The organism is Solibacillus silvestris (assembly GCF_051967575.1).
Classification (GTDB): Bacteria; Bacillota; Bacilli; order Bacillales_A; family Planococcaceae; genus Solibacillus; species Solibacillus silvestris_B.
Window position 1 is genome coordinate 13,211 of sequence record NZ_JBQCJW010000026.1, and the last position, 25,109, is coordinate 38,319.

The 25,109-nt window shown below is 40.3% G+C and carries 16 protein-coding genes and 2 pseudogenes; 9 read left to right on the top strand and 9 right to left on the bottom strand.

Features of this window, described 5'->3' with window-relative positions; translation table 11 throughout:
* Positions 1–173 precede the first annotated feature (173 nt).
* Positions 174–1,556, top strand: coding sequence for a flagellin N-terminal helical domain-containing protein (locus ACTHOQ_RS14320; RefSeq protein WP_440496830.1), 1,383 nt, complete (start codon positions 174–176; stop codon positions 1,554–1,556).
* A gap of 236 nt (positions 1,557–1,792) precedes the next feature.
* Here ACTHOQ_RS14320 and ACTHOQ_RS14325 read toward each other — a convergent pair whose 3' ends face one another.
* Both ACTHOQ_RS14325 and ACTHOQ_RS14330 read right to left on the bottom strand, forming a co-directional pair.
* Positions 1,793–1,993: a cold-shock protein gene (locus ACTHOQ_RS14325; RefSeq protein WP_440496831.1), complete on the bottom strand. Its 201-nt coding sequence runs from the start codon at positions 1,991–1,993 to the stop codon at positions 1,793–1,795.
* A 417-nt stretch (positions 1,994–2,410) separates the two neighbouring features.
* A complete protein-coding gene (locus ACTHOQ_RS14330) occupies positions 2,411–6,793 on the bottom strand; it encodes an S-layer homology domain-containing protein (protein WP_440496832.1) in 4,383 nt (1,460 codons plus the stop codon).
* A 689-nt stretch (positions 6,794–7,482) separates the two neighbouring features.
* Here ACTHOQ_RS14330 and ACTHOQ_RS14335 point away from each other — a divergent pair.
* Positions 7,483–8,661 (top strand): Ig-like domain-containing protein, encoded by a 1,179-nt coding sequence (locus ACTHOQ_RS14335; protein WP_440496833.1) that lies wholly within the window; start codon positions 7,483–7,485, stop codon positions 8,659–8,661.
* A gap of 704 nt (positions 8,662–9,365) precedes the next feature.
* A complete protein-coding gene (locus ACTHOQ_RS14340; protein WP_440496834.1) occupies positions 9,366–10,550 on the top strand; it encodes a CaiB/BaiF CoA transferase family protein in 1,185 nt (394 codons plus the stop codon).
* 242 nt (positions 10,551–10,792) lie between these two features.
* On the opposite strand, the gene ACTHOQ_RS14345 is transcribed toward ACTHOQ_RS14340, so the two are convergent.
* The 4 genes and pseudogenes from ACTHOQ_RS14345 to ACTHOQ_RS14360 form a co-directional block, all read right to left on the bottom strand.
* Positions 10,793–12,250, bottom strand: a complete 1,458-nt coding sequence (locus ACTHOQ_RS14345) for a Fe-S-cluster redox enzyme (RefSeq protein ID WP_440496835.1) — start codon at positions 12,248–12,250, stop codon at positions 10,793–10,795.
* A gap of 179 nt (positions 12,251–12,429) precedes the next feature.
* Complete coding sequence (locus tag ACTHOQ_RS14350; RefSeq protein WP_440496836.1) at positions 12,430–12,948, bottom strand: hypothetical protein; 519 nt, start codon at positions 12,946–12,948, stop codon at positions 12,430–12,432.
* 127 nt (positions 12,949–13,075) lie between these two features.
* Positions 13,076–14,393, bottom strand: a pseudogene (locus tag ACTHOQ_RS14355) (acetamidase/formamidase family protein).
* Positions 14,394–14,965: 572 nt separating this feature from the next.
* Complete coding sequence (locus ACTHOQ_RS14360) at positions 14,966–15,748, bottom strand: SDR family oxidoreductase (RefSeq protein ID WP_440496837.1); 783 nt, start codon at positions 15,746–15,748, stop codon at positions 14,966–14,968.
* Positions 15,749–15,930: 182 nt separating this feature from the next.
* On the opposite strand from ACTHOQ_RS14360, the pseudogene ACTHOQ_RS14365 reads away from it, so the two are divergent.
* Positions 15,931–16,419: pseudogene (locus ACTHOQ_RS14365) on the top strand (ClbS/DfsB family four-helix bundle protein); the annotation flags it as partial.
* A 141-nt stretch (positions 16,420–16,560) separates the two neighbouring features.
* On the opposite strand, the gene ACTHOQ_RS14370 reads toward ACTHOQ_RS14365, so the two are convergent.
* From ACTHOQ_RS14370 to ACTHOQ_RS14380, 3 genes are all read right to left on the bottom strand, one after another.
* Complete coding sequence (locus ACTHOQ_RS14370; protein ID WP_440496856.1) at positions 16,561–17,259, bottom strand: RluA family pseudouridine synthase; 699 nt, start codon at positions 17,257–17,259, stop codon at positions 16,561–16,563.
* Between the two features lie 187 nt (positions 17,260–17,446).
* Positions 17,447–17,689 carry a spore protein Tlp gene (locus ACTHOQ_RS14375; RefSeq protein ID WP_440496838.1) on the bottom strand — a complete coding sequence of 81 codons (243 nt, stop codon included), beginning with the start codon at positions 17,687–17,689 and terminating at the stop codon, positions 17,447–17,449.
* A gap of 460 nt (positions 17,690–18,149) precedes the next feature.
* Positions 18,150–19,481: an FAD-dependent oxidoreductase gene (locus ACTHOQ_RS14380; RefSeq protein WP_440496857.1), complete on the bottom strand. Its 1,332-nt coding sequence runs from the start codon at positions 19,479–19,481 to the stop codon at positions 18,150–18,152.
* Positions 19,482–19,664: 183 nt separating this feature from the next.
* Here ACTHOQ_RS14380 and ACTHOQ_RS14385 point away from each other — a divergent pair, with 183 nt between their 5' ends.
* The 5 genes from ACTHOQ_RS14385 to ACTHOQ_RS14405 all read left to right on the top strand — a co-directional run bounded on the left by ACTHOQ_RS14385 (position 19,665) and on the right by ACTHOQ_RS14405 (position 24,696).
* Complete coding sequence (locus ACTHOQ_RS14385) at positions 19,665–20,153, top strand: RNA polymerase sigma factor (RefSeq protein WP_440496839.1); 489 nt, start codon at positions 19,665–19,667, stop codon at positions 20,151–20,153.
* Positions 20,153–21,148: an anti sigma factor C-terminal domain-containing protein gene (locus ACTHOQ_RS14390; protein ID WP_440496840.1), complete on the top strand. Its 996-nt coding sequence runs from the start codon at positions 20,153–20,155 to the stop codon at positions 21,146–21,148. Before ACTHOQ_RS14385 ends, ACTHOQ_RS14390 begins: the two co-directional genes overlap by 1 nt.
* Positions 21,149–21,399: 251 nt before the next feature.
* Positions 21,400–22,335, top strand: coding sequence for a Gfo/Idh/MocA family protein (locus ACTHOQ_RS14395; RefSeq protein ID WP_440496841.1), 936 nt, complete (start codon positions 21,400–21,402; stop codon positions 22,333–22,335).
* Between the two features lie 221 nt (positions 22,336–22,556).
* A complete protein-coding gene (locus ACTHOQ_RS14400) occupies positions 22,557–24,158 on the top strand; it encodes a gamma-glutamyltransferase family protein (protein ID WP_440496842.1) in 1,602 nt (533 codons plus the stop codon).
* A 223-nt stretch (positions 24,159–24,381) separates the two neighbouring features.
* The gene (locus ACTHOQ_RS14405) at positions 24,382–24,696 is read left to right on the top strand and encodes a hypothetical protein (protein ID WP_440496843.1); all 315 of its coding nucleotides are present in this window, start codon (positions 24,382–24,384) and stop codon (positions 24,694–24,696) included.
* Positions 24,697–25,109: the final 413 nt, after the last annotated feature.

The window sequence follows — 25,109 nt, forward strand, 5'->3', positions numbered from 1 at the left end:
AATCTCTCCGGGTGCGAGTAATTCTTTAATAAAGTTATAATTTTCAAGTAATATTTCCCCAACTTAAATATGTATTTAATCCTACACAAAATCCAAATTTCCTAATTTTAATAGACTATATAGAGTTTTAATAGTATTATTTTACTAAGGTCAATCTGTAAAGGGGTTAGAGAATGCAAATCCGATATAATCAAGGTTTGTTTACACAAAATCGATATAACAACACAAACACTGAATTAAATAACACTTTAAATAAGCTTTCTTCTGGTTATAAAATCAATCAAGCTGCTGATGATGCTGCCGGTTTAAGTATAAGCGAAAAAATGCGTGCACAAATCCGGGGATTGAATCAAGCTGGGGAGAACATTCAAGATGGATTGTCTTTGATTAACACAGCTGATGGCGCATTGGCGAATATATTGGACCCCAATCTACAGCGACTTAGAGAACTGGCAGTACAAGCTTCAAATGATGCTTTAACAGATGACGATAGACAAAAAATTCAGCAAGAAGTAGATCAGATAATTAAAGGGATAAGCGATATTGCCTCTAATACAGAATTTAATGGCATATTGTTGCTCGCCGGAACATCCGGTAAAGATGGAAACAGTATAGCATCCGGTTCTTTGGCCCAATATGTTCAGCAAGTTACGACTAGTGGAGGAGTAACGGATAAATATACTTACAATTCAATTGACTACGCTACAGCAATCATTGATTTTAATAATATTAAATCGGCTAGTGATGTAGCTAAGCTGGACGGAAAAGGAGTTTACTATACTTGCTGCTCTTGCAATCAAGCCTACAGTATTAAATTTGTAGATGGTAATCCGGATACATCAAGGCTTAACGACCTTAATCCTGTGATGGAGGTTGATATAAGCACAATTACAGATGGTAATGATTTAATCAGTAAAATAATCGAAACTGCTTATGGTCAGCCAGGATTTGTGTATGATCCAACTCCAAATAACACCAACATCTTACCAAACGGGGCAACAAGTTTTGTAAAGCACTATTCACAGCTAGCATCTGACGGCGGAAAATTATATATATATGATTACAGACCCGAGTTTTATGGCATTAATTGGCCAATTAATGACAGCGGCGTATTTAAACTTAATGTTTTTGGCGAAACAGCGGAAAGCGAACTTCCATTCTTATATTTAAATATACAGGCAGGAAGCAATTCTGGACAAAGTGTTAAAGTGACAATACCCAGTGTAACGGTGGAGCAACTTAATATCGATCCTCTGTCTGTTAGTTCGCAAGAGAATGCAAATTCAGCAATTACTATAATCGATAACGCAATTACGAAAGCATCAAACGCAAGATCAACAATAGGTGCATATCAAAATATGTTTGAACACGCTTACAACAATGTTAAAAACGCTGAAGAAAATTTAACAAAAGCTGAGTCGAATTTACGTGATGCAGATATAGCAAAAGAAATATCCGAATTGAAAAAAAATCAGATTCTTTTGCAGTCATCTCAATCAATGATGACTCAAGTTAATCAGATGAGCCAAGGAATTCTAGAAATACTGGGTAATTGATTGCACATCCGATACAGAAGATTCCGGAGTCGTAAAACAAAAGAGGTTCTCTTCAGGATCACGCTCAGAAAGGAATTTTTCATCAAACCAATTAAATGCATTTTAATGATTTACAGTAAGTTTAATGGATTGTACGTGCTCCTTTTGCAAGAAAACAGTACACCCTTGGCCATCCCTAACAAAAAAGAGGCATCCCCGATTAAGGGAGCCTCTTTTTATGTGTGACATCATTAAAATTAAAGTTTTACGATGTTTGTAGCTTGCGGGCCGCGTTGACCTTCTTCAATTCCGAATTCAACTTTTTGACCTTCGTCTAAAGATTTGAATCCTTCGCCTTGAATTGCCGAGAAGTGAGCGAAAACATCTTTGCCGCCCTCAACTTCGATAAAACCAAAACCTTTTTCTGCGTTAAACCATTTTACTGTACCTTGTGTCATTTAGATGACCTCCATTATTTCTATTTAATAAGATAGTATTTCCCCAAAAAGAAAAAATTCACATATTACAAAAAGTACTAAATAATACACAAATACACTTTGTAATAGGTGAATTTATTAATATTGTGCAAATCATCTTATTACACATAGTATACACCATTAAATTGCATTTGACCATCAGTAGATCTGCCGCCCGATATTTTCATTATTTCCAGGCATTGTTTGTGCAGCCCGATGGAGGGAATCTCATACCTCTCCCCTCTGCATTTGACTGTCAAAAAGAGAACCCAACCCCAGGCTGCTTTCGCTTTGTGGGGTTGGGGATTATAGTATAACGAATAACTATGAATAAATATAAATGTAATGAAATATGTGTAAACCTGAATCAGGAAATCCTAGTACAAACACCTATTTTGGTTAAGGTACAATTTTTTGAATTCTTGTAGGTGTTGCGGGATTTGTAGCCCAAGTAACATTCCCAAAATCATCAATTGTGAATAAGTGGAAATAATGACCAACTTTAAAGTATCCTTCGCCTTTATTTTCAATTGGAATAAAGTCACTTAATTGACTTGAGGTAGTTATAGTACCCGTACCACCAATATATATCTTATCAGTTTCATCATTAACCACTGTAGATCTTACATAATCCATAATTTCTTTTTCAGTTAATGTTACTGGTCCCACAGAAACCGCATAATAGTAACGCTGACCATTGGCAATTGCAATTGTTGAGTCTAGATCTACAGAGATAGTCTTAGAACTATTTCCGGTTGGGTCCACTTTAGGTGGTGAATATGGTGCTGTAATAGATACCCAATCAATTGTGTTTGTGATACTCCCTGGATATACATACTTACCTAATTTTGACAAATCAAATTCATTTTGATCAAAATAATCATATGCTTCCGGTTTATTTTTCATAGTAACAATAATATTCTGATTTACACTTGCTGTTCCCCTTGGGCGAATTGTTAATTTAGATTTACTTGTTGTGGTTGCCCCTAGTTCATACTTAACAATAGTAAAATCATTTGCAGATAGAGTGGAGCCCATTGTGCCACCCTCAATCATTAAAATAGAACTTAACGAAGTACTGCTTGTCAAAGTTGTTTTATTTGTATTTTTTTCCCGCATGATAGCTTCATTAAAAGTGATGGTAAAGGTTCCGTCTAAATTCCTGTGTATAATACCTTCATTACTTCCAACTATAAATTTGCTATCATCATTTGTTATATATGGCTTAATCCCATCCGTATAAGCATAGCGGATCATTTGATCACCATTTGGTTCATTTGGCGAAGGGGGATTAGATACTTCATTACTACGTTGGAAGATTGTAAAGTTCCCCTTTTCCCCTTTTGTATCATCAGCAGCAATATAGAATCCATACTCTTGATGTTTATTCAATTCGGTAATATTAATGCTCGAGTTAATACCTTTATTAAATTTAACAGTTTGCTTACCGCCTGCTTCAGTAGCTAGCGTATTAAAAGCTGTTCGTTGTGCGTCGGAACTTGTTGTAGGATATACATTTGGAATCGGCTTTAATACAGCCTCGCCACCTACCATTTCAAAGAACTTGCTATTTAAAATATATTCCCCAGCCTCGTTTAAAATATATTTCCTTACAGGAATTACCAATAAATCTCCAGCCTCATCTGCTGTAAAGCTAATTGTAACACCTTCATCCGATTCTTGTTGCGGCACCATTTTCAAGTCTGAAATCAACGGCGCTTTTGAATCTGCAACAATTGGCATACTTACAATTTCTTGAGACAGTAATCCGGCACGGTCTTTTAATACCATATATACTGAATAACTCTTAAAAGGATTTAAACTATCAAAATCAATATTGATGGATTTTGAATTTAAATTTAATTCAGCTGGACCATACTGATTTAATAAATTACCCGTATAATCCTTACGCCCTCTTTCACCGAATTTTGTTGTCTCGTTTATATTTTTAGATTCAAATTCATCAACAAAATCTCGTGGTGTAATTTCTTTACCTTCAAAATCATAATTATCTTCCAAAATCATGTAGTAGTAAGTACCAGCTTTAGATGCTACAAATTCTACTAAATTTCGGTTACTCTCAATTAACACTTTTTTAATCTCAATTTTAGGAACTTCATTATCTACGTGTACATAGTATGCTTCATTTCGTGGCGCATTTTGATTTTCAGGATAACGATCAATATGTTCAAATTCATTTTCAGCTAAGTCTAATACATTCTTTGAAACAGTTACACGAATGGTATCACCCTTTACCAATGCATTAAGTGCTGGAATTGTAAGACGAACTCTTTTACCACTTATTTCAACTTTAGTAGGGTTAATTGTTTTTTGTCCGCTAACGTTTAAAATTCCTGTTCCAGATAAAGTATAGTTTTTTGGATCAAGAGCTGTTTTAGGGTCCAATCCTTCTGAAACTTCGAATTCGAAAATACCCTTTTGCTCATCCACTAAATTTAATTTAGCCTCATTAGCTACGTACGGCTGCGTTAAATCCGGCCCCTCTGTCTTGATCGTAATTTTCGGTGCGGGGTTGCGCATTTTGTTGCCGGATTTATCAACCATTACTGCATAAATCTCATATTCCGTGTTTGGCTTAATCTCGCCAATTGCCGGGGCTGCACCGTATTTTGTTTCGGTAATTACGACATCCTCGGGTTTTGTGATCGTGCCTTTTCCTGTATAGCGCTTCATAATTTCATCGACAGTTGGATCTGGCATCGTGACAGGCGATTTTTCGCGGATATAGTAGTAATACTCGCCTGGCTCGGTAATGCCTTTAATGATGAATTGCACACGCTTCCCGCCATACATCGTTTCGCCTTTATCCAAGCGGAATGTCGGTGGTCGATTGTCAATTGTCGAGAATTCCTGGGATTCCTTCTCTGATACATTATCCGCTTTGTCGATGACGATCGCGTAAATGACATAATCCGTTAATGTCTCTAGACCAGATACCGTAAACTTTACTGGCTCGTCCATTACGATTGGGCCATTGCCATTGTATTTGGTGCCGCCCGTTTTAATTTCGTTAATCGAAGGGGCTTTTTCATCCGCCCGCTTAATAACATAGTAGTAAGTTCCGTCTTCATCTGCTTTTAATGTCACATCTGCCGTCGAACCGCCTGCTGCTACATCCAGCTGCGTAATTTTTGGTCCTGTTACGTCTGAGATGATTGTATTTTCCACTGGATCGCGGTCAACCGCTTTTCCATTTTCGTCTTCTATATAACCGATGTTCGGATTATCTGTTTTGTAATCATCAAACACATCGTTCACCGTCTTGTTCGGTGGAATAATGGCCGTCGAAATGTATACATGCGGACCAATATCCGTGAAGCCGTTGCTTGATGTAATGTAATAATAGTCATATGTGCTGTCTGTATTGAAGAACACATTTTTCAGCGTATTTTTATATACATAGCGAATATCATGCACACCGAAAATCGATACATTGTAATCTGTGTCGATATACATGGCATTCGGGCTTGCATACAGCTCAACATTTGCGACATTTCCCTGCAGTGTCAAACGGTCGATTTCATAGTTTGCCTTTACGAATGTACGGTCTGACGAAACATATAAATGGCGCACATCCGAGTTTTCAAAGTCGACGTATTTTTTCAGGTTTGACATGCGTTCCGTGTACTTTTGCAAATGGGCTGGCTTATTCGGGTCGGGCTTGTCCTGTAAAGTTTCGTTTTCAACCGGGTTCAGGAAATCTTCATTTTTCGGGACAGTCGGCTTTCCCCAATCGATGAACGACGCCACATTGCCGATGCTCGCGATCCGGGAATTTCCCAGTGCGGCAAGTGAACGACGCGGTGCTTCCGCCACTTCCACACGACCTGTAAAGTTAATATTTTTAAGGCGCACATAGCTGCCGTTTACGATAAGCTCTCCGGCAAAAGAGGAATATCCCCCGTCAAGTGCCAATAGTCGCGAGGAATTTCCGCTCGCATTAATCGTAAGCTTCGAAATATTCTGGAGCGTCTTGCCCGAGAAATCCCCCTCAATATAGGCACCCTGCAAAACATTTTTATTCGTTGCATTTAAAATAGTGCGTAAATGTGATGCTACTGTATAGGCGACACCGTTTATGTATATTTGATCGCCGACAATATCGCCGACTGCGTATACAGGATTGCCGCGATCCGCCTTTTCCGCACGCCAAATAAACGTTGCCATTTGCCCGCGTGTCACCGTATTGAAAGGATCAAACGAAACCGGTGTCTTTCCTTTCGTCACATTGAGGTCATAGAGGGTCTGGATAAAATAAGCGCTCGAGTTTTTATCAGAAACGTCCTTGAAGCCGTGATTGAGCTTTGAGGAAACGCCGAATCTAAAGCCTAGCGTTAAAATTTTCGCCATTTGTCCGCGTGTAATCGGTTCTTTCGGCTTAAATGTTTTATCCGAATAGCCGCTTATGATCCCTGCCTCCGCCAATGCAGCAATGTAACGGTAATTCGGGTTGCTCATCGGCACATCTTTAAAGCCCGGGTTTTTCGGATTTGTTATATTAACATCAATCGTCAATGCCAGCATTTTTGCGGCATCCTCACGAGTGATTGCTTCGTTTGGTTTAAATGTGCCATCTGAATAGCCTGTCGCAATTTTGCGGTTGGCTAAATCCAAAATCGGCTCATAATAATCTGCATATGGATTTAAATCGCTAAATGAATAGGCATTTGTCGGTTGCGGCATCGCTACTATTACACCGCTCGTCGCTAAAACCGTTGCGATTGTAGCCTTCGAAAGCTTTTGTACTTTTTTCGAGTCCATGTTAGAGAATACCTCCCTTATAGAATTGTCGAATCATGGTAAATCTACTTAAAACGTACGCTCTTTATATCGGCTAACAATCGGCAAAACTGTATGCCATTTATGCAGTTTTTCATATTAAATTAGAAAACAATCTTCAATAAAAATGCCGTCGTTTGCTGCCTAAACAAAAAAGGAACGGTTTTGCATCGATTCCAAAGTCGAATTGCAAAACCGTTCTATAATAAATAGCCAACCACCCTCACTTTACCCTTGCAAAAATAGTTTTAATCATCAGCAAAATACTGCCGTTCGAAAAATCTGCAATCATTTCATACAAAATCCTCAAAAAACCCCATTTTTTGCACTCAATTGTTTTATCTTAAAAAATCCCGCATTAAAATAAATCGATTTACCTAGTTTAAAATGACAAAATTGTGACTTCATAATTTTGTAAATTTTCAGTAAATTAAAATGTCCATTTACATCTCGTTTATGCGGCTATTCCCTTAATTTATAACGGAAGTCTGGTATTGTAATTAAGAGCAAAAAATTGCTTATGTATATTTTTGGATTAAATAAGAGCCGTAAGACACTATTCGGTTATTTTAATTCCCCATTATAAGTAATGTATGCGATCATTCCTCATGAAATTTCGAGTGAACTTACTATAAGATAGTAAAGGTGAGCAACACGGAGGAAATATTAGAATGGTAAAATCAAACTTAATGATGTCCCTATTCATACCGATCGTATTTAGCGGCACATTACTTATAACAAATAATTCAGATACAAAGGAATGGAAATCTTATTCAAATATAGCGGTTAATAAAGAGTGGACAATCACTTTCAATCAAAATATTGCAGCTGATTCCATTTCAAACAGCGTTTATTTAATCGATTCGAACAACCAGCAAATAGATGTGACAACTTCTCTTTCCGGTAAAAGGTTAATCGTAACACCTGCATCAAACTTAAATTACAATTCGACATATAAAATCGTCGTGACGAATTCATTGAAATCAACAAAGGGGAAAGCGATGAATCAAAAAATTATCATTCCATTTACAACGGCTCCGGAAGCTGCAACGGCTCAAGCGTTCAAAACTTTTTCATCTGAATACGATTTACTTTGGAACATGCCTTCAGCCGACTATAGCCAGTTCCACTTAATAGGCGCTGAAAATAATATTGAAGTAGCAGGATATGAAACACGCATCGGAAAAACAATGTTCGGCATCAATATCGGGGATTCCCGTGAAGCGGTAAGAGCCAAATACGGTTCCCCACTAGCAGCCATTATGAAAGAAAATACGAAATATAGACAAAACTATAATGATAAGTACAACGAAGAAACGAGCGGCACTTATTTAATTGGCGGTCAATACGTGACATTCTTTTATGATGCCCATAAAAACTTCAGTGTGCGCTCTGTATTATGGATAGAAGCTGGAGCAGAAATGTCGAAACCAGGATTCTTTGCCGCTCCCTCTACATCTTTACGGAACGGCTTTGAAGATTTAATGATTCATCTGATCAATGAAGCACGTGTTGCAGAAGGCTTACATCCGTTAATATATACACCCGAGCATAACCCAATCGCCCGAAGCCATAGTGCAAGCATGGCCAATAATGATTACTTCGGCCACGTGGATCTGCAAGGTTTGCGTGGCGGTGCCCGCATGAAAAATGGCGGTATGACGTTCAACTGGTGGGGGGAGAATTTAGCGTTCGGTCAATATAGTGCCATCCATGCGCATGAAGCTTTAATGAACTCATTAAGTCACCGGGAAAACATTTTACGCGAACAATTCACACATGCATTCGTCGGTGTAGACTTCAATGATAATAACCGACCGTATTTCACAATTAATTTTTATTCGCTTTAATGCTGAGGCTGTGTTATTAGTCAATTCGACTTTTAATACAGCCTTTCTTCTACATTTAAGTATGAGCTGAATAGTGTTGCTCCTGCCGTTACTCGCCTCAGAAGTCCCTTGTGCTCCCCGGTTTCCTGTCGCAAAAAGTTTGCCCTTAAAATTGCGGGGCAGTCTCTTTTTTTACATTTCCGTCAAATTTTCTTCATTTTCGCACTATAATTTTCAGACTATTTAAAATATAATAGGTAATAGAAAATTGTATCTAAGGAGGATGGATTTTCTTATATTCATATTTTATTTGGAAATGGGAGAAGAATTGGTGAAGTGCCACTTTTAATGACGGGTTCTACTTATCGGACGAATTTTTCCACTTTCGGCTTGAGTTGTTCTACTTTTCCCGGATATTGTTCTACTTTTTTGCCGAATTGTTCTACTTTTCGCATGATGGGTTCTACTTTGGAGGGCGGGTTCTACTTTTCGGACGAATTTTTCCACTTTCGGCTTGAATTGTTCTACTTTTCGCATGATATGTTCTACTTTTAAGGGCAGTTTCTACTTTCCCGCAGGAACTTTCCATATTTTAAATATTAATTTTCATTACATCAAAAGGATAATGGTAGGAATTTAATGCGCCCACTGTTATAATACTGATTAAAAAATAAACACCTGTATCAAAACAGGTGAAGTTTTTTCATAATACGAGGGGGATGGGCATGACAATTTTAAATGGATTAAAGATTTTGGATTTTTGTTCGCTATTACCAGGACCGCTTGCGACGATGATGTTTGCTGATTTAGGGGCAGAAGTTATTCATATTGAGTCAGAGCGCCGAGTGGACTTGATGCGCATTATGCCGCCATATGATGAAGACCAAGAATCTTACATTCACCAGCATTTGAATCGTTCGAAAAAATCATTGCAAATCAATTTAAAATCCGATGAAGGCATTGAAATTATAAAAAAGCTCATCAAAGATTACGACATTGTCATTGAAGGTTTCCGGCCTGGTGTCATGAAGCGTTTAGGTATAGACTACGAGACACTGCGGGAAATTAACCCGCGTCTTATCTACTGCGCAATTACAGGATACGGGCAAACCGGTCCATATGCAACACGGCCGGGTCATGATAATAACTATTTGTCCATAGGCGGCGTGCTCGATCATTCCCGTTTAAAAGATAAGAAGCCTGTCGTCATGGGCATTCAGATTGCAGACATCGCAGGGGGGACAATGCATGCTGCAATCGGTATATTAGCCTCGGCATTGCACCGCGAAAAAACAGGCGAAGGGAAATTTATTGATGTGTCGATGACAGATGCGATGTTCGCGATGAACGCCCTATACGGAACACAATTTCTCGGCAGCGGACAACCTCCACAGCCTGAACAGGAAATTTTGAACGGCGGCACGTTTTACGATTATTACCGCACGAAAGATGGACGTTATTTTTCCGTCGGCAGCTTGGAACCCCAATTCCGTAAGCTGCTATGTGAAGCACTGGAAATCCCGGAATTGATCGATAGCACATTCAACGACTCATCGTATACGCAGCAACGGTTTAAAGAAGCCGTTGCAGATGCGTTTTGCTCGAAAACCTTTAATCAGTGGCTTGAAATTTTTAATGAGGATTTTCATGGCTGTGTGGAACCTGTCCTTACTTTTGACGAAGCGTGTGAGCATCCGCAAATTAAAGCGCGCAACATGCTTGTAGACATACCTAAATGTGATGGCACTACACAACGCCAAATTGGAACAGCCTTAAAAATTGATGGGATCGAGCCAACTTATCAATATGTCGGCGCGAAAATGGGTGAACATACCGAGGAAATTTTAAAAGAATACGGCTATAGTAAAGAAGAAATCGACCAGCTCACAAATGCAGGTGTCTTAAAATAATCAAAAGGTGAATCAAAGTCATTCAATTGAATGCTTGATTCACCTTTTTAGGCTGCTCATCCTACTGATACTAAGCTAAAATAAATTCCCATACCTAACAGTACAGATAGGAAAACACCTGCACAGCTTAATAAAAATGCTTTAATCATCTTATCCACACTCCTTCTTTCTACAAGTTTAATAGAAGGAGTTCATTGTCTGCTGTGAAAAAAATCACATAAGAAGTTGTATTTTTTTGCTATTTATCGGGTAATGACTGTGCGTCGTTCAATAAAATGACGCAAATCATAAAAATGTTCAGGAATGAGCAAGTATTTTTTATAAATAGCTAATAGTTTTTCCACTAAAAGATCTTGTTCGGCATAAAATAATAATTTCAACAGATTACAAACATGCTGTGATGTCATATTAGCGATCGTATAAAACTCGCTGTCTTTGTTCAAATATTCACTTTGCCATGTTGCTAAAGATTCTCGGATAAGCTGAGCGGAGCCGTCGACAAGTCCGGCAATATCACGCTGGACAGTCGCCTCTATCGTATGCAAAATCGCGTCGGGGTCATTCGTGTGAAGCAGTTCGAAAATCGTCGTGCATGTTGCAAGCTCATAATTTTTTAATAACCCGACACCACGCTCGAACCGCTCCTCTTTTACAACGCTATCAATCAACTCATAAAAGACATGCTCCAAATAATTTTGCCTGTAGTCTTTTACGAGTGCATGCGGCTGCGGATTCATACTGTTCAAAACGTCCGCATATTCCACGACAAGCTCAATCGCATGGTCATTCAGGCGTTCCTCTTCAATTAGATACATGCCTTGCACCAGTATATTCATATGATTTTTTTTATAAACCGCTTCCTGAAAGAGCATATACCCGAGCAGTGTGTGCTCTTTGTTGTTGAGCGCAAACTGCCCAGTCGACCAATTTTGCTGTAAAACGTAAATGCATTTGCGCAGCTTTAGCATATGGCGGCGCCCACTCGTGAAATGGGTGCGGACATTCAGTATATGAAGCTGCTTTAATTCGTCGGATTTCGGGTTTTCATAATCCACTTTTTGCACAAGTTTATGAATGATTGTCGCTATCCGATTGACCGTCAACTGTCCAGCCAGCAATATTTTTAATAGCGCCATTAACTCTGCGGGCCGCGCAAATTTCTTTAAAGGAAGCTGTAAAAACAGCGAATATATCTTCTTCGCTCCGACCGTTTTCCAATACGCCGCATACTCCGAATAAATCGGCTGGATGAAAAAGCGGTTATTCACTTTCTGCACATATATTTTATCAAGCCCGGTTTGTGCAAGTGGCGTCCGGATAGGTTTCGCAAAAATAAATTCGACGAGCTGTTCGAACTCCACTTCCCCCTGTGTATGTAAAAATGAAAATAATTGCTGCTTATTTTTTGGCTGTGAAAAGAATTGCTCCATCTTTTCATTGGCAATATCAACATTGAAATTCGCTTCGTGAAAGGAATTGTAAAAAAATAAGTTTATTTTACCCCAATAGTTCTTTAATAGTTGAAAGCAAAACTTCTGTGCGCGCTCCTCGTCCAGCAAAAAATCGGCACTCTGCATTGAAGCGCCCCAAATCGCACAATGTTTTTCCTTTAGTGAATCTTCTTCCAAAACCTGCTCTAATTTCTCCCCTGTTTCTCCGTTCGTACGTTGAAAGAGCTGCCCATCAAATGAAAGCAACAACAATATCCCCCTCCACTTTTTCCACCTTTTCTCTCTACAAAAATATAACAAAGTTTAGCAGTGCTTGAAACGTTAATTTTTATCGCATAAAAAAAGCATATCTTCTCTTTCGTATTGTTTCGTAGGAAATTCACTTTAAAATCATACGAAATGCTAATAGAGACCGATATGCTCTTTCATTATTCGGTTTGCATAATATTTGTCGCGATAATTTTTGCGGGATTTGTTTGTGCCGGCATACTACGGGTCGCTCGATCATAAAAGACAAAGAGCATTTTCCCGGCTAAATCATTTTGATCAACACGCTTCCCCGCTAAATCGACTATTTCCGTTGCTTCATTTACATGTAGCTTCAGCTTAAGCTGTTCGCTATAAAGCATCCGGTCAAATGCGCCGACACATACTTCGCCTTTTTTGGCATATTGATCAAAAATGACGAGTAATGGAATGATATGCGGGGGCGAAATCATCGGCAATGGACTTTTAGAATCAACGAACGCAATGATTTTTCCCTTAACCGGAATAGCTGAAACTCCGATTTGATGAGCGTCCTTCGTCATTAAGGGCGTTTCTGCCGTAATTCGGAAAATCGCCTTTTTGCTTTCGTCCTTTTCACTTATCGCTTCAATTATGCCAATACCGTTTTGTACGCTAATCGAGATGACAAGTGCTTCTATTTTTTTTATCAATGGCTGCATAGCATCATCCCCTCTACTTTTCTAGTACAATCATACTTCCCTAATAATAATAGATAAAAACGCTTTCAATCAATTATATGTCAGCATAGCTGCCCCGAACCCGTGTTATCCGATTTTTCATAGATTTTTAATCGTACTGGCGTTTAATTGTTTTATAAAGACGCGCTTTCTTAAGAAGCGATTTCGGCATTTGTACCGTGGCTGTCACGACACCAGGATGACGCCCTATTTCGATGGAGCCTGTAATTGTCGCACGGTTTCTCACTTCTTCCAATGTCATATCAAATAGCTTTGCCGTCCGATCAAGCGCATTATCTGTCGCTATGTTTAAATTCGGGCCTGTCCCGACAATCGACAATGGGAAGCTGTCTTCTACTTGCTTCACGCCAAATTCCTCCGCCAGCTCACGCGCAATACGCTTTTCCTCTTTTGTAAATGGCTTTGCTGTATACGGTAAATCCTCTATATTCGGCAATAAAATCGGACCTTCCAAGTTTACCTTTTTCAGTACGCTCACTTGAAGCTGAACAATACCTGCCACATCTGTCGTATGGCCGGCAATTTCGCCGTCACCTTGCATTGCGTGCATGTCGCCAACATATACACCGCCGCCTTGTACCTTTACCGGGCAAATGACAACTGCCCCTTCACGGACACGGCTAATATCCATATGCCCATCTGTACGGTGAATATCAAGCTCGTCCTCTGTCATCGTAAATTCATGTGGTGCCCCGATTAAAAATGTGCCAAAGTCTCCTGCATTATGGGAATCGGGCATCGCTTTTGATGGGGTCGTCCCAAGCTGCCCTACGAACGGACGCATTCTTGCCATCACGCCGATTAAATCGCTCGGCGCAAATGACGTGATCGGATTTTGAGTTGATTTTTCCGGAGTGCGCATAAAGTTTTTGGCATCTTGTGCAATGCGGCGAGCAGCCTCTCTCCCGACCGTTAAACCGATATCGCCTTTTGAATTGAATGTCATCGTATAACCATTCGAAATTTTGAATGGTGTTGTATCAGTTCCCGCATGTTGCGCATTTTACCGATTCTTGGCCGATTCCCTGTACGACTGTCGGTGGATGCAACTTGCCGCAGCCCGGACATTTCACCTTCACAAATGGATCTCCGATAAAGCGGTCCCCCTGTGCTTCATCCGTTCCGGAAGATGTGGCAATCGATGTTACTTGAACCGATTTAATTTGAATGACGAGTGCGTCTCCCACTTCTGCTCCTTCTACATATACAGGCTTTGTCACTTCATGCCCGCCGCGGATTGTTGGTGTGATCATCGGTCCCCAGCAGCCTGGTGCTGTATTGGCAATGATTGTTCCTCCATCTTTCAGCGGACCTAGCATCGGTGCATTCGGATTCAGTATACCGTCCGTGAATTCATTGACGAATAATGTTTCAGCAGCCTGGATTATTGGCTCGTCATGGCGCATTGCCTCTTCTGCTTGTTGCTCAATAGTTGATGTGTGTTCGTTTAACATTGGATACCCTCTTTTCTTTATAAATTTTTACGGGAGCTTGGTGAATAGTGGAAAAATACACTTTGCGCCAAAGACGGCGTGCAAGCTGCGTTTTTCTTCTATGGAACACCTTGAAAATATCTTCTATCCCCATAATTTTTAACAATTAGTGTAATTCGGAATATAAAAATAACTTTAATCTCTATTATACAATTTTTTACATAGTCATTTCGACATCATTTATGGCAAAGGTAAAACTTTTCCACATCTTATATAATGATGAAAAGTAATAGATTATGCACAAACTCTTACAATCAGCGAAAAAGGAGGGTTCTTGCTGCTGCAGCCATTTTATGCGGGGTGGCGAATAAGAGGGCCTCTTCACATGAGCATCAATCACACCCCTGCGCAATTGCGTCCAGATTTTTAATAGAATAAGGGGCAATCAGCCGTTTTCGCACGATGCGACACTTTCAGGCTGATTTCCTCTTTAAAAATCCCCTTATAAAAGCGCTTTTCAATTCACTTTTATAAGGGGCGAACGATTAATATTTATAAGATTGGCCACCATCGATCGGTATTACTGCACCATTAATGAAATCTGCCTCGTTTGACAATAAGAATGCAACTAAGTAACCGACTTCTTCGGGTTTACCGAAACGTTTCATCGGATTTGGCTGCACGAATTCTTTGCCGACCGCTTCCCAATTATCGCCGCCTATTTGACGTAGTGAGCCTTCTACCATTGGTGTCATGATCGCACCGGGGGCAATCGCTTTTATAGAAACGCCATACTGGCCATATTCTACTGCCGAATTTCGTGTTAGACCAACAACACCGTGCTTACTCGCCGCATAGCCTGATTGGTTTCCTACTCCGCGGATACCACCGACAGAGGCAGTATTGACAATCGAGCCATATCCTTGCTCCTTCATCACTTTCAGAACATACTTCATGCCGTAAAATACGCCATCCAAATTGATTGATACAACTTTATGGAATTCGTCAATGCCATAGTCTTCCGTTAAATTTTGTTTCCCTTCCACTCCAGCATTGTTGAAAAAGCCATCAATTTTGCCGAATCTCGCTACCGTTTGACTGACAAAGTTTTCGACTTCACTTTCAATTGCGACATTTGCTGTCACTAATAATATTTCAGCATTCTGCGCTACTTCCAGCACTTTGTTTTTTGTTTCGTCTAAGCCTGCCTGGTTCAAATCAACGAGCACTAGCTTTGCCCCTTCTTTTGCAAATTGCAATGTGGCAGCTTGTCCTAATCCAGAGCCTGCGCCTGAAACAATGATGACTTTCTCTTCAAAACGATTCATAGGTTGTCCTCCTTTTTGATGAAAAGCTCTTTCCTTTAGCGTACATTATTTTCTATTCAATTTAAATTTATAGCTACCAATAGAATGAATTTTCTGAAAAAACCACTAAATTTTTTCATTTAAATATGATACGCTTTTAATAAGGGAGTGAAAATAATATGGAGTAGCCTAAAAAACAGGAGCTTTTAGTTCAGGCACAAAAATCGTTCGATGAATTGTTTTCGTTCATAAACCGCATTCCTGCTCGAAAACGCAATTTAACCATTGACATTAGCAGGCGCGACAAAAATTTCCGTGATGTGCTCATGCATTTATATGAATGGCATGCGATGCTGGAACGCTGGTATCGGGAAGGGATGGATGGGGATAAGCCTGCTATGCCCGCACCAGGCTATAAATGGCGTGACTTGCAAGAGCTGAACTTTTCGATTTGGCGGCACTATCAAGATGTAACTTTATCAACTGCGATGAAGCGGGTCACTTTAAGCCATCAACGGATCATGAAATTAATCGGATTACATAACGATGAAGAAATCTTTACAAAGAAATATTATCAATGGACGAAGACAAGCAATTTATATAGTTACTTTGCTGCAAACACAGTGAACCATTATGATTGGGCGATAAAAAAATGCGAAAAAATTGCTGAAAGGATTTTGCATGAGTTATAAGCAAATGGGCATTTTCCGCAATTTAAATTATTGTTCGTATATTGAAATTTGAATCGGCATATTATGCTAATATAATGCAAAGGGGACAGCAAATAGTGTTCCTGTCCCCTCCCCTTATGCTTTAGACAAGCATTCATATTTTCACGAATTTCGTTTTCGGATGAAGATATCTTCCCACATATTCCACGGGTGCTCATGCGGGGGCAAGGAATTTACCGTTATCGGCTCTTTTCGGACGGGATGCTCAAAATGAATCATATGTGCCCAAAGTGCAAGCTGCTGCCCACGCTTATTTATATATTCGCCGTATTTTTGATCTCCGAAAATCGGATGACCTATTGCGGATAGCTGGACTCGAATTTGATGCGGCCTTCCGGTGTGGAGCTTTACAGATAAGAGACTCAAGCCTTTATGCAACGCGATTACCTCATAGTCGAGTACTGCTTTTTTAGCTTCTGGATGATGGGAGGAAACGACCGATACTTTATTTTTCCGGTGATCTTTTAATAAATAGTGGATGAGCTGCCCTTGTTTCTTCTTCGGTAATCCGTGCACAACAGCTACATATTTTCGTTCAATAATATGCCTGCGCATCATGTCGGATAACCGCGAGGCGGATTTTGAAGTTTTTGCAAATACCATCACCCCTCCAACAGGGCGATCCAGCCTATGTACAAGACCCAAATATACATTCCCTTGCTTTTCATCGCGCACTTTTATATTTTGTTTCAGCAATGTCAGCAAATCGCGGTCTTCGCTTCGATCTGCCTGTACGGGAATATTAACCGGCTTTTCTACTAATAGAAGATGATTGTCCTCAAACAACACGTCAACTTCCATATTTTTACCAACTCCTTCAAACATAATGTTTCCATCTTAACATGTTTGCAGGAAGCGTTCATGTGCTTAGCTGTTTAAGTTTCCCTTTCTATTTTGTTTGCGGATTTAACAGGAAAAAACCTAAACCGTTGTTAATTTAACGCTTTAGGTAAGGGGTTTTGATTCAATTAATTCCTGCTCTATTTTGTTATTTAAAATAATCTTTTCTAGCTTGGAATGCCTTTTTTTCCCTTATCTGCTCTTCCATTTGAGCGATTGCCGTTTTACGCCGGGCATTTTTTTCCTCCAGGTTCTCCAATTCTTCCGGAAAGGCGAACTCCATGCTAATTTCGGCTTCTTCAATATTTCCCTTCGTATTTTCAATCATTTTCCCCAAGCTTAGCGCATTTTTCGACTTTTTATTAAATGTTTCATGCCGATCATTTTTCATTCTTCTTCCTCCTCATACATGATGAAATTAGTTTGTTTTTCTTTAATATTTTTATACAAAATGAATTCCACAAAGAAATGCGTCCTCATTTTATAATTTCCTTTTCCGTCATACATGTCATATTATTGTTATATAAATATCACAAAATGACAAATAAAAATTCATCATACCTCTACAATATCTTGATACAAAAGCGTTTAGCCGCTCTCTCGCTACTTTACATATTATTTACAGTTACATTAAAAGGACCTATTATTAATATTTTTGCGCTATAGTGTTTATAAGTTCAAAACAAATAGTTTGCCTTCTCCATGATTCCACCTTTGCAGACAATCTCAGCTGCTAGCATGGCCGAACGTATAACTGTTTACAATTATTTGAACCAATTTGACTCACACCTCTTTTTAAAGACAAAACAGGCTCCAGCTATTTCCCAATAGTAGCTGGAGCCTGCGGCGTTTTATTCCTTTTTTCCGTAACGTTTCGGAGCCTGCATAACAGCGTCCCATACACCGCTAAATGGAGGGGCATACGCTAAATCCAAATCTAATAATTCTTCAAAAGTCATCTCATTGTAAAGCGCTGTTGCAAACACATCGATCCGTTTATCGACACCGTGTTTTCCTACGATTTGCAGACCAACAAGCTTGCGGCTTTGCTGTTCGACCAGCATACGCAGCTTCATCGGCCGCACATTTGGATAATAGCCGGCAATATCATTCACTTCCATTACATAGGCTTCGACAAGCTCATTTAAATTATCCGCGGCCTCATTATTCAATCCGGTCATCCCGATTTGCAAATCGAAAAATTTTAAAATGGATGTTCCGACAATGCCCCGGAATTTTTGATTAAATCCAGCAATATTCAAGCCGGCAATTCGGCCTTGTTTATTTGCTGTTGTACCGAGCGGCAAGTAATCATCTTGCTGCTTAATACGATTATAATGCGAAGCGCAATCCCCGGCCGCATATACATCGGCAATCGACGTCTCCATCTTTTCATTGACGATCAATGCCCCGTTTTCAAGCTTTGCAAAGCCTTGAGCAAATTGTGTATTCGGACGCACACCTGTTGCAATGATGACTAGCTCCGTAGGGTATGTGCCTGTTTTTGTACGGAGTGCTTCGACAAATTCCGTACCTTCGAAACCGATCGTTTCTTCATTTAAAAGAACTTCCACACCTTGTGCCAGCGCTTTCTCGTAGATGATTTGCGTTAGCTCCGGGTCTAAAATCGACATAAGACGGCTTCCGCGGTGAATAAGGCGCACGTCCAATCCGCGTTCTCGAACCGTTTCGACAATTTCCAGCCCAATATAGCCTGCGCCAATAACGGTCACATGCTTTACATTCGGCAATTGTTCCATCAATTCATTCATTTGGGGAATTGTTTTTATTGTATGAATGCCTTGCAATCCCGCATTTTCCAATTTCGGTATTGTCGGGGCGGCTCCTGTTGCAATGAGCAGCTTATCATATTCAAATTCAAACGGCTCGTTGCTGTTCACATCGAAGCCGCTCACTTTTTTCAATTTCACATCAATTGCCGTCACTTCATGGAAAATGCGAGCATCGATGCCGTATTTTGATCGGAACTCTTCCACATCGCGCGCAATCAGTTCATCTGTATGCGGAATTTTCCCATTGATCACATACGGCAAGCCGCATTGCCCGTAAGAATAAACATCCCCTTTTTCCAATACGACAATTTGCGCGGATTTATTGCTGCGTACGATTTCCATTGCCGCACTCATGCCTGCCGCGTCTCCGCCAATGATCACAACCTTCATCATTCACCCACTCCTCATCTTCTTGTTCCTTTTTTAAAAGCTTTTTCCTTTTTGTATACTTTTTCGGTTTTCATTAGTTGTATAAATAAGTTAACTTACAATAAGTAAAGCATATTTCATTTTTTTTCACATGATAGATGCTCCTTATTTTTCAGCATATGGATATCCGGAAGTTGGTGAACTATGGACAAAGCATGGGAACAATATTTGCTTGAGGAAGCACATATTGTTTTCAAATATTTATTAAAAATCGGGGCTACGAAAGAAGATGCCGAGGATGTCGTGCAAGAAGCGATTATAAAGACGATTGAGTGCTTGTCACAAGTTCAGACAGGCAAATTGCGGGCATGGCTCTTTAAAGTTGCACTGCATCGCTACTATACATTGTATAACAAAAATAAGAAGTCCGTTTATTTAGGTGATGAGGAAATGCAGAAATTTCAGTCTTCCTTAAATATCGAGGAACTTCTTCTCATTGAGGAGCAAAATGAAAAGTTGCGCGAAGCTTTGCAGGGACTGTCGCCGACTTATCAGCAGCTGCTCATGATGAAATATTTTATGGAGCTTTCATACAAGGAGATGGCTGCGATTTTAGATGTATCGGAAAATCATATTCGCACATATTTGCAGCGTGCAAGGAAAACACTCAAAAAACAGTGGGAGGACCTATAATGGGCGAACTTTTCAATATCAAAAAAATGGAGAAATCGATCAATAGGGCAAAACGGAGAAGTACATGGAAAACTGTGCTGATTACGGTGATTGTGCTATTTGCAGCTTTAATCGTGGGATTTGTCGCAAACAGCAAGCTTATACCAGTACTCGCCTACCCTATTGAAGATTCATTTCATCATTTTCAAACAATTAGCGGGCCGAACGAATTTATCGGCATTCAAGAAACATATCCGGGAATTTTAGGCGGTGAAACACATTATAAAAAGTATAAACTCATAGAAGGCAAAATTGTATATATCGGCGAAGGTGGCTACGGCTATGGCTTATTCCGTGATGAAAGATTAGGACGACAGGGAAAAACGTCTACGATGAATTTCGGTAAGCCGTTTAACGCGGAATATACCGAAAATGTGCACTATAACGATTTTGGTTATCGTACGATGAACTTTTATTATCCGCAAATGGATTATGAAAAGATGAATGACGATTTAGCGCTGCTTGATGAAATCCCTGAAGGAAAGCTCGTTGAAATCGCGTTATCATTTGATAAAGGCTATACATCCAGAGACGCGATGGCGCTTATTCCTAAAGGGATTACAAAAACTTGGCTATGGGTGAATGATGTATATGACGAGGATTTGTACAGTTATCGTAAAGGTGAGGATGGAACGATTCTTTCCAAAACACCGCTTTTACGTCATTCAAGCGATGCTTATGGTTTTTCGGTAATTGATGTAGACGGGGAGCCTGCATTTGAACCGGCAGAACGTTTTATCGGCGCGATTAGCTCAGGCACGAAATTTAAAGCGCGCTGGCAAGGCGAGTTTAAACGTTTGCATAAAACAATCGCTGGCGACGATGGCAAATTATCAGTGAGCGACCTAATCATTAACGGGATTGTCGTAACAGGGACAGCAGAAGGCTTAAAACAATTACAGGGCTTGCCGTTTATTAAAGCCTCTTCACTAGGCGTTGTTGTTGATAAATATTAATTTTTGACGCAAAAGCATGGGCTACTATGTTTTTGCGTTTTTTTTATTCCGAAAACCGAAAAATATGCTACACTAAATATCAGAAAACTCTTAATTTTAGAGGCGAGTATTCACACTCCCCCTGAAAGAAATTAAAACAGTGGCGGATATTATGGATTCGGCATTGGGATTTTTGCGCCCTCGCATCGCAAAGCCGAATCAGGGCACAATTACCCCAACGCATAATTGATATATTAAGGAGCACGATTATGATGACAAAAACAACTATTGGCATTATCGGCACAGGCGTAGTCGGCGAGCGCATTATTAATCAAGCATTGCAAAACGGGCACTATGAAATTGCCGCGATTTTCGATACGAATGAAGAGCGTACAGCGCAATTGGGAGAGAAATACGATGTAACGACTACAAATGATTTGCAAGCTTTGCTAAATTTAAAGCCAGACTGGGTATACATTGGCACTCCGCCAGTCAGCCATGCGTCACTTGCAGAGGAAATCGCAAAACACGGATTGCATATATTATCCGAAAAGCCACTTGCCCACGATGCAGCGGATGGAGAAACGATGGTACGTGTGGCAAACGTTGCGAATGTCAAAACAGCGATGCATTTCCCGTTAATGTACGGGACGGCTGTGCATCAGTTAAAGCAGGAGTTGGCGAGCGATATGGGAGATATTAAGCGTATTGAGCTACATACCCATTTTCCGGAATGGCCGCGCAAATGGCAGCAAAACCCATGGATTGCTTCACGCGAGCAAGGTGGCTTCATTCGTGAAATTTTCCCGCATTACTTGCAGCTGACATATCATTTATTTGGAGATATCAATATTTTGGCACATGAAACGACATACCCAACGAACCCGGCTTTATGTGAAACCGGTGTATCAGCGTTAGCAAAAACAGCGAGCGGCATTCCAATCGTAATTAACGGACTTGCGGGTATCGGCCAAGAAGAGCGCATCGACTTTAAAATTTTCGGTACAGAAAAAACCGTGACATTGCGCAACTGGTCGCAAGTTTACACGAGTAAAGCATATGAGGCGGAAAGGGAAATCGCACAAACCGAAGCACCTGACTCCATGCTTGAAGCATGCCGTAAAGTTCTTTTAGGTGAAAAAGCATTCATCGTGCCATTTGAGGAAGGCTTAAAAGTTCAGCGCTGGGTCGATGAATTGTTAAAGTAATATTCGCCCGCACATTAGCGGAATAAAACGGCTGTCTAGAAATAAAGAAATTTCTAGATAGCTTTTTCTGTTTTCGAAGTACGAACTCGCTACATAATGCTGTGGCCATTTTCAGTAAGGTGCATTTTATTTCGGTTTTTGAAATATTTGAATTGTATAAAATCCCCTTCTATACTAAAATAATCGTAATATTCATAACTTTTATTAAAAGGGGAATTTTTATGGACTTTTTACATTATCCATTTCCGAGTAAGCGTAACACTGTCATCGCCAATCGTGGAATGGTCGCAACATCTCAGCCACTTGCAGCACAAGCAGGACTTGATATTTTGAAAAAGGGCGGCAATGCGGTTGATGCTGCTATCGCAACCGCAGCGGCACTCACTGTCGTTGAACCAACATCGAATGGCATTGGCGGTGACGCATTTGCGCTCGTATGGATGAAGGATAAGCTGCACGGACTAAATGCATCCGGACGTTCCGCAAAGTCGATTTCCAGGGATTTATTAACTAAGCGCGGAATTGATAAAATACCGATGCATGGGGTCATTCCTGTCACAGTGCCCGGTGTTCCGGCAGCATGGGCAGCGTTATCGAAGCGCTTCGGAAAGCTGCCGTTAACCGATGTACTGGCACCTGCCATTTCCTATGCGGAAGAAGGCTACCCGATTTCTCCAACTCTCGGGCAAAGCTGGCAAACAGCATATAAAAAATACAGGGAAACACTTACAACAGAGGAATTTCACCACTGGTTTGATACATTTTCAGTTGATGGACGCATGCCGGAAATCGGGGAAATCTGGAGCTCCCCAGCCCACGCTGATACATTGCGAAAAATCGCAAAAACGAATGGCGAAGCATTTTATAAAGGCGAAATCGCGGAGAAAATCGATGCCTTTATGAAAAAACATGACGGCTTCATTACAAAAGAAGATTTAGCAGATTATGAGCCGGAATGGGTAAACCCAATTAAAATTCACTATAAAGGCTATGATGTTTGGGAAATTCCGCCGCACGGGCAAGGCATTGTAGCGCAAATGGCACTTAACATTTTTCAGCATGCAGAGGCGAAATGGCAGGATGCAGATACATTACATAACCAAATCGAAGCGATGAAACTGGCATACACGGACGGCAAAGCATTTATCACAGAACATCTCGAAATGCCGGTAGGGGTCGATACACTATTATCAAAAGAATATGGGGAATCACGCTTTGCGGAAATTACCGATACCGCGCTTGATCCGAAACCATTTGAAATTCCAAAAGGCGGCACTGTGTACTTAGCAACAGCCGATGCAGACGGCAATATGGTATCTTTTATCCAAAGCAATTATATGGGCTTCGGCTCAGGTATCGTTATTCCCGAAACAGGCATCTCGCTTCAGAACCGCGGCTGCGATTTCTCTTTTGATGATGATCATCCGAACTGTTTAAAGCCTGGAAAACGTGTTTCTCACACAATTATCCCTGGTTTTTTAACGAAGGATAACAAAGCAGTCGGTCCATTTGGTGTAATGGGCGGCTATATGCAGCCTCAAGGACATTTCCAGGTTGTGACACATACAATCGATTTCGCGCTCAATCCGCAAGCAGCGCTCGATATGCCGAGATGGCAATGGATGGGCGAAAAGCGAATCGAGGTCGAGCCGCATTTCCCGAGCTATTTAGTTCAGGAATTACAGCGAAAGGGGCATGACATGCATGTTGCGGTTGACGGCAGGATTTTCGGACGCGGACAAATTATTTGGCGCGACCAGAAGACAGGCGTTTTGTACGGCGGGACAGAGCCACGTACAGATGGCGCAATCGCAGCTTGGTAGAATGTTTTGAAATGAAACTATTAAACTACTAATGAGGAAATATAAATAGAAGAAACTCATATAAAGCATTTCATATTTATATCAATTAAAGCGCTCTAAGGCTTTGCGAAATGAAAATTCGATGGATATTTTCTCATTCGGCTCGTCTCGGCAGCTTTCTGATGAAAAGAGTATTAACTACCTATATAATAAAGGAAACTCAAAATAAATGGACGTGAGAAATATGGAAATCATTCATATCCCTGCCGATGCTATGCGAATTATTAGTACGTCTAGTAGAGATGATCAATCGAAATGGCGTGTCGGTGATAAATGGGTGAAACAAAATACACGTGGTTACGAGGGACTTGCTGAGGTCCTAGCTTCTCTTGTACTGGCTCATTCTACATTACAAGAAAAAGACTATGTAAAGTATTATCCATGCAAAATCGTCTTACCTGATGGCAAAACTTCTATTGGCTGTTATTCACATGATTTTAGAGGCAAACTTCAGGAAGTAACACTTGAGCGATTATTTGAAGCAAACAACGCTTATTGAAGCACTCTTTAAAATTCCAATAAGTTAACCGGTTCATCTTTTTAACAGAAACATCCAATCGAACATACGGTGAAATGTGCACGCTACAAAGGATCGGATAAGCTTGAATTCCAAGATCGCAAGGAATTCAGCAGCTCTGTTTTGGAACAAGTAGCGGCTGGGTATGAGTATTTAAGCCTCCATCCTTTAATAAATTCAACATTGGCAGTACAAACTTCAACCAAGTTTTGTACTGCCTTTTTTTATAGTGTGCACGAGGGGCATAAACCTAGGAAAAATAAAAGCGCCTGGCGGCAAAACCAGACGCTGCACTATATGCGAATCCCGCAAAAGGGATTTTACTGCCTCCCCCAACTGTCCCAAAAAAGCAAGAAGTCAATGAATTGCTGTTGCGTTAATTAATCAAGCCATAG